The sequence below is a fragment of the Microbacterium azadirachtae genome, assembly GCF_000956545.1.
GTDB classification, from domain to species: domain Bacteria; phylum Actinomycetota; class Actinomycetes; order Actinomycetales; family Microbacteriaceae; genus Microbacterium; species Microbacterium azadirachtae.
In genome coordinates this window covers 1-5,095 of record NZ_JYIT01000022.1, presented here as the reverse complement: position 1 = coordinate 5,095, position 5,095 = coordinate 1, and the positions used below count along the sequence as shown (strand labels likewise).

The 5,095-nt window shown below is 71.3% G+C and carries 6 protein-coding genes; 2 read left to right on the top strand and 4 right to left on the bottom strand.

The window, feature by feature from the left end; all coding sequences use genetic code 11:
• The first annotated feature begins 75 nt into the window (after positions 1 to 75).
• Positions 76 to 252, top strand: coding sequence for a DUF1918 domain-containing protein (locus tag RL72_RS19315; RefSeq protein ID WP_082071862.1), 177 nt, complete (start codon positions 76 to 78; stop codon positions 250 to 252).
• Between the two features lie 115 nt (positions 253 to 367).
• Here the strand turns inward: RL72_RS19315 and RL72_RS00235 are convergent, their stop codons facing one another.
• The 3 genes from RL72_RS00235 to RL72_RS20325 all read right to left on the bottom strand — a co-directional run bounded on the left by RL72_RS00235 (position 368) and on the right by RL72_RS20325 (position 4,125).
• The gene (locus RL72_RS00235; RefSeq protein WP_045248793.1) at positions 368 to 2,872 is read right to left on the bottom strand and encodes a glycoside hydrolase family 65 protein; all 2,505 of its coding nucleotides are present in this window, start codon (positions 2,870 to 2,872) and stop codon (positions 368 to 370) included.
• Between the two features lie 25 nt (positions 2,873 to 2,897).
• Entirely contained in the window at positions 2,898 to 3,632 is a 735-nt protein-coding gene (locus tag RL72_RS00230) for a beta-phosphoglucomutase family hydrolase (RefSeq protein ID WP_045248792.1), read from the bottom strand.
• A gap of 139 nt (positions 3,633 to 3,771) precedes the next feature.
• Positions 3,772 to 4,125, bottom strand: a complete 354-nt coding sequence (locus RL72_RS20325) for a hypothetical protein (protein ID WP_045248791.1) — start codon at positions 4,123 to 4,125, stop codon at positions 3,772 to 3,774.
• On the opposite strand from RL72_RS20325, the gene RL72_RS20320 reads away from it, so the two are divergent.
• Entirely contained in the window at positions 4,081 to 4,728 is a 648-nt protein-coding gene (locus RL72_RS20320) for a glycosyl hydrolase family 65 domain-containing protein (RefSeq protein ID WP_428838612.1), read from the top strand. The genes RL72_RS20325 and RL72_RS20320 overlap by 45 nt on opposite strands.
• Positions 4,729 to 4,843: 115 nt before the next feature.
• Here the strand turns inward: RL72_RS20320 and RL72_RS19305 are convergent, their stop codons facing one another.
• Positions 4,844 to 5,020 carry a DUF1918 domain-containing protein gene (locus RL72_RS19305; RefSeq protein ID WP_082071862.1) on the bottom strand — a complete coding sequence of 59 codons (177 nt, stop codon included), beginning with the start codon at positions 5,018 to 5,020 and terminating at the stop codon, positions 4,844 to 4,846.
• Positions 5,021 to 5,095 lie beyond the last annotated feature (75 nt).

The following is a 5,095-nucleotide window of genomic DNA, read 5'->3' as shown; positions in this document are numbered from 1 at the left end:
GACCCGCCGCCGGGGCTCCTCGCACCCCTGCCGCGGGGCCGCGGACGGACGTACCCTGGAAGCGGAGGTGGGACCATGACGCAGGTGGCGGCAGGCGACCGGATCCGCATCCACGGCCGGGTGGTCGGCGGCGGCGAGCGCTTCGGCGTGGTCACCGAAGTGCGCGGCGAGCTCCTCGTCGTGCACTACGACGACGGGCACGAAGCGGTGCTCTCCCCCGGCAGCGACTGCGAGATCAGGCACGCCGAGTAAGGCACGTCGCCCGGGCGGCGGCCCTCGGAGAGGCGCGCCTCAGCCGGACCGGATCCGAGGATCCGTCCGACCGAGACGCACGTCTCCGAGCGAAGCGCCGTGCGCCCGCCGGGAGCTACTCCCCCGACTCGCCGACGAAGCCGACGATCGGGATCGCCGAGGTCGTCGGCACCGTCGGAGACAGGATCGTCCCGTCCTCGCGCCGGGCCTGCCGGCCGAACTCCGGGCGGCCGTGCAGCACCGGCCCCTGATCCGGGAGCGGCACCGCGGCGGGGCTGTCGACGGAAGCCGAATGCGCGGTCCCGCGCACGGAGAACGAGACCGGGTCTCCCGAGCGCACCTCGACGAGCAGCCTGTCCGCGGTCAGGGTGATCTGCAGCTGGGATCCGTGCCACTGCAGCGGGTAGGACAGCTCGGGCCAGTCGCCCGGAAGACGCGGGTCGAAGCTGAGCTCGCCGTCGTGATCGCGCATGCCGCCGAAGCCGCAGACGAGCGCGGTCCACACGCCTCCCGCGGAGGCGACGTGGACGCCGTCGGAGGCGTTGCGGTGCAGGTCGCCCAGATCGACGTAGATGGCGTGCTCGAAGTACTCGTGCGCGAGGTCCTGATAGCCGACCTCGGCGGCGAGGATCGACTGCACGACCGCCGACAGGGTCGAATCGCCCGTGGTGAGCGGGTCGTAGTACTCGAAGTCGGCGAGCTTCTCCGCCTCGGTGAAGTGGTTGCCCTGCAGGAACAGCGCGAGCACCACGTCGGCCTGCTTCAGCACCTGGAACCGGTAGATCACCAGCGGGTGGAAGTGCAGCAGCAGCGGACGCTGTTCCGCGGGGGTGTTCGGCAGGTCCCACACCTCGCGCTCGAGGAACAGGGAGTCCTGCGGATGGATCCCCAGCGCCGGGCTGAACGGGATGTGCATCGCATCGGCGGCGCGCTCCCAGCGCTCGACCTCGGCCGGGTCGATTCCGAGCCGCTCCACGGCCGCGTCGTACGCCTCCGGCGCATCCGCCGCCATCTCGCGCACGACCCGCGCGGCGAAGCGCAGGTTGTAGCGCGCCATCACGTTCGTGAACAGGTTGTCGTTCACGACGGTGGTGTACTCGTCCGGGCCGGTCACGCCGTGGATGTGGAACGTGTCCACGCCGTCGGCGGAGCGCCAGAACCCGAGCGTGGCCCACATCCGCGCGGTCTCCACGGCGATGTCCACGCCCTCGCGGTAGAGGAACTCGTCGTCGCCGGTGGCGCGCACGTACTTGCCCAGCGCGTAGCTGACGTCGGCGTTGATGTGGTACTGCGCGGTGCCGGCGGCGTAGTACGCGCTGGCCTCCTCGCCGTTGATCGTGCGCCACGGGAACAGGGCCCCGCCCTCGTTGAGCTGGCCTGCACGCCGGCGCGCGGCCGGCAGCATGTGCACCCGGCAGCGCAGCGCGTTGCGCGCGAACTGCGGTGACGTGTAGGTGAGGAACGGCAGCACGTACACCTCGGTGTCCCAGAAGTAGTGCCCGCCGTAGCCGGATCCGGACACGCCCTTCGCCGAGACCCCGGCGCCGTCTGCACGCGCGGACGCCTGCGCGATCTGGAAGAGGCACCACCGCGTCGCCTGCTGCAGGTCGTCGTGCCCCGCGATGCGCACGTCGCTGCGCTCCCAGAACGCGCCCAGCCACTGCGCCTGCTTGGCGAACTGCGCCTCGACGCCCTCCACCGCGGCGCGGTCGAGGGTGCGCCGGCAGCGGTCGATGAGCTCGCGCGCGGGCACGCCGCGGGAGGTGTGATAGCTGACGAGCTTCGTGACCCTCGTGGGCACGCCCGCCTTCGCCTGCACGCGGAACACGTTCTTCGCGATGTCCGGCTCGACGAGCTGCCGCGCCGTGTACTCGTTCTCGGTCTCGACCAGGTGATCGGCGACCACGGCGAGCGTCATCCCCGAGTTCGCCACGCGGTACGCGAGCGCCGAGCGCCCGCCGTCCTGCCAGAACTCCGCGGGCTGCAGCACCCGGTCGCCGAACCGCTCCGCCTTGCGCGGATCGAAGCCGGCCTTCTCGCCCGGAGAGCCCGCCGCCATCGACGGAACCCCGCCGTACACGTCCTCGCCGTCCTGCCGGTTGATCAGCTGGCACGAGATCGTCACCGGGGCGTCCGCGTTCTCGACGACCACCTCGAGGCGCAGCACGGCCAGGTGCCGCTCCACGAACGACACGATGCGCTCGTCGCGGATCCGCACCCGCTTGCCGGAGGGGGTCACCCACAGCACCTCGCGCATGAGGATCCCGGTCCGGAAGTCGAGCTCGCGACGGTACTCCCGCACGTCCGCCTCGTCGAAGCTCAGCGGCTCGTCGTCGACGTACACGCGCATGACCTTCGCGTCGGGCGCGTTCACGATGGTCTGTCCCACCTCGGCGAACCCGAAGGCCTGCTCGGCGTGACGGATCTTCCACGTCTCGTGCAGGCCGTTGATGAACGTGCCGTGCTCGAGTGCGCCCCGCCCTTCGATGTGGTTGCCGCGCAGACCCAGATAGCCGTTGCCCAGGCCGAGCAGCGTCTCCGAGACGCCAGGGCTGACGTGCGGATACTGCGTCTCGACGAGACGCCACGGGTCGACGGGGAAGAGGTCGCGATCGATCATGCAGTGGTCTCCGTGAAGGGGTGGTTCAGGACAGGAAGCGGGCGAGGTCGTCCACGACGACCGTGGCCCCGTTCGCGAGGAGGGATTCGGATCCGGCTCCGCGGTCGACGCCGACGACCGTTCCGTAGCCGGCGGCGGCCGCCGACGCGACGCCGCTGGTGGCGTCCTCGACCGCGACGGCGGATGCGGGATCGACGCCGATGCGCTCCGCGCCCACGCGGAAGACGTCGGCGGCGGGCTTGGACGCCAGGTGCTCGCGCTCGGCCACGACGCCGTCGACCACGACCGTGAAGAAGTCGCGGATGCCTGCGGTCGCCAGCACCTCCTCCGCGTTCTTCGAACTGGACACCACCGCGAGCGGAACCTCGGCGGCGCGCAGCTCCTCGAGCAGGGCGAGGGACCCGGGATAGGGCGCGATGCCGTCGCGGCGCAGGGCTTCGGAGAAGGCGACGTTCTTCCGGTTGCCGATGCCGCAGATCGTGTCGGCCTCGGGGTCGTCGTCCACGGACCCCCACGGGATCTCGACGTTGCGGCTGCGCAGCAGGCTGGCGACGCCGTCGTACCGCTTCTTCCCGTCGACATACGCGAAGTAGTCTTCGTCGGTGTACTCGGGCGTGATGCCCCACAGCGTGAACACCTCGTCGAACACGGCCTTCCAGGCGCGCATGTGCACCTCGGCGGTCGGGGTCAGCACGCCGTCCAGGTCGAACAGCACGGCGGCGGCGCGGTGCAGGTCGGGAAGCGCGGGGGTGTCGGGCACGGCGAAGCCTCCGGGTGGCTGAGAACGGCATCGAACGGATCGGCACGTCGGGGTGCCACCCTGTCCAGGGTAGTGGGCGCCGGTGCCCGCCGGAAGGCGCGCGACGGGCCGATTCTCGTCACGCGACGGCCCGTCCCGATCAGGAGAAGGATCCGACCTTGTCCGCGCCCACGACACGCAGCTCGGCGATGCCCGCGCCGTTGTACAGAGTGGTGCGGTCGCCGGGCTGCACGACCTGGAACCGGACGCGCAGCACGTCGCCGCGCACGGCAGCATCGAGAATCCCCGGATCCGCCGTGAGCGCGACGGGGTTCGCGGCATCCTGGAGCGTCTGCGTCGGCTGCTCCGCACCCGCGAACCCGACGAGGCCCGTGGTGTCGCGCAGGCTCTGCGGGATGCTCTCCGTGCCGACCTGGATCTCGACGTAGGCGGTGTGCTGCTCGCCCGCGTGTGCGGCGGGATTCTGCAGCAGCTCCTTCAGCAGGGCAACCACTTCACCGAGGCGGAGAAGCTCGCCGACTTCGAGTACTACGACCCGCTCACCACGGGCGATTCGACCCTGTCGGCGGTCGTGCAGTCGATCCTCGCCGCCGAGGTCGGCTATCAGGACCTCGCGCACGAGTACTTCGAGCACGCCATCTACGTCGATCTGGGCGACCTGCACCGCAACGCCTCCGACGGCGTCCACGTCGCCTCCGCGGGAGGCGTGTGGACCGCGCTCGTCTGCGGCTTCGGCGGCATGCGCGATCACGACGGCGAGCTCAGCTTCGACCCGCGTCTTCCGGGCGACTGGCCCGAGCTGTCCTACCCGCTGCAGTGGCACGGATCCCAGCTGCAGATCACCCTGACCGCGGACAGGCTGCTCGTCGAGGTGCGCTCGGGAGACCCGGTCTCGTTCTCCGTGCGCGGGACCGCGCATTCGGCTTCCGTCGACAGCCCCGCCGCGGTGCCGCTCCCGGATCAGGGGCCGGTGCTGCACGGCCGCCCGGAGTTCGGCCGGCAGGCCCGGCGCGAGGACGGGACGATCCTGTCTCCGACGGTGCCGACGACCTCGGCGATCCCGATCGTCGGCTTCGTCGGCGAGTCGGGGGAGTAGCTCCCGGCGGGCGCACGGCGCTTCGCTCGGAGACGTGCGTCTCGGTCGGACGGATCCTCGGATCCGGTCCGGCTGAGGCGCGCCTCTCCGAGGGCCGCCGCCCGGGCGACGTGCCTTACTCGGCGTGCCTGATCTCGCAGTCGCTGCCGGGGGAGAGCACCGCTTCGTGCCCGTCGTCGTAGTGCACGACGAGGAGCTCGCCGCGCACTTCGGTGACCACGCCGAAGCGCTCGCCGCCGCCGACCACCCGGCCGTGGATGCGGATCCGGTCGCCTGCCGCCACCTGCGTCATGGTCCCACCTCCGCTTCCAGGGTACGTCCGTCCGCGGCTCCGCGGCAGGGGTGCGAGGAGCCCCGGCGGCGGGCT

Bases quoted from the DNA above. Each gene is read 5' to 3' on its own strand.
- RL72_RS19315 (WP_082071862.1), top strand. From the start codon at position 76: ATGACGCAGGTGGCGGCAGGCGACCGGATCCGCATCCACGGCCGGGTG.
- RL72_RS00235 (WP_045248793.1), bottom strand. From the start codon at position 2,872: ATGATCGATCGCGACCTCTTCCCCGTCGACCCGTGGCGTCTCGTCGAG.
- RL72_RS19305 (WP_082071862.1), bottom strand. From the start codon at position 5,020: ATGACGCAGGTGGCGGCAGGCGACCGGATCCGCATCCACGGCCGGGTG.